This is a genomic window from Streptococcus sp. GMD4S, assembly GCF_000296955.1.
On record NZ_AJRE01000321.1, the window covers coordinates 1 to 824 of the forward strand.

Annotated in this window: 1 protein-coding gene and 1 pseudogene; both read left to right on the forward strand. The window is 42.1% G+C overall.

Annotation, left to right across the window (positions count from 1 at the left end):
- Positions 1-704 (forward strand): site-specific tyrosine recombinase XerD (xerD, locus tag GMD4S_RS09650; RefSeq protein WP_000607920.1); only part of this gene is annotated, 704 nt, incomplete at its 5' end.
- Positions 704-824 (forward strand): annotated as a pseudogene (scpA, locus tag GMD4S_RS09655) (segregation/condensation protein A); the annotation flags it as partial. The gene xerD and the pseudogene scpA, both read left to right, overlap by 1 nt.

Below are 824 nucleotides of genomic sequence, written 5' to 3' on the forward strand. Positions count from 1 at the left end.
AAAAACAGGGCTTGTCTGCCAATTCCAAGCAGTCCTATAAGTATGATCTAGAGCAATTTTTAGACATTGTGGGTGAGCGGATCTCTGAAACTAGTCTCAAGATTTACCAAGGCCAGCTAGCCAATCTAAAAATCAGCGCCCAGAAGCGAAAACTTTCGGCCTGTAACCAATTTCTCTACTTTCTCTATCGAAAAGAAGAAGTGGACAGTTTTTATCGTTTGGAATTAGCCAAACAAGCTGAAAAGAAGACTGAAAAACCAGAGATTCTAGACCTAGACTCTTTTTGGCAGGAAAGTAATTATACAGAAGGACGCTTGCTGGCGCTTCTTATCTTGGAGCTAGGGCTCTTGCCTAGTGAGATTTTAGCCCTTAAGGTTGCAGATATCAATCTGGATTTTCAGGTGTTGCGAATCAGCAAGGCTTCCCAACAGAGAATTGTCACCATACCCACGATCTTGACTCCAGAGCTAGAACCCTTGATGGGGCAGACCTATCTCTTTGAAAGGGCAGGGAAAGCCTATTCTCGCCAATGGGCCTTTCGTCAGCTGGAGTCCTTTGTCAAGGAGAAAGGTTTCCCCACCTTATCAGCCCAAGCCTTGCGGGAACAGTTTATTCTAAGACAAATAGAAAACAAGGTTGATTTGTACGAAATTGCAAAAAAATTAGGATTAAAAACAGTCCTGACCTTAGAAAAATATAGATAATGGATATTAAATTAAAAGATTTTGAAGGGCCACTGGACCTGCTCTTGCACTTGGTTTCTAAGTACCAGATGGATATCTACGATGTGCCTATTACAGAAGTCATCGAACAGTACCTAGCCT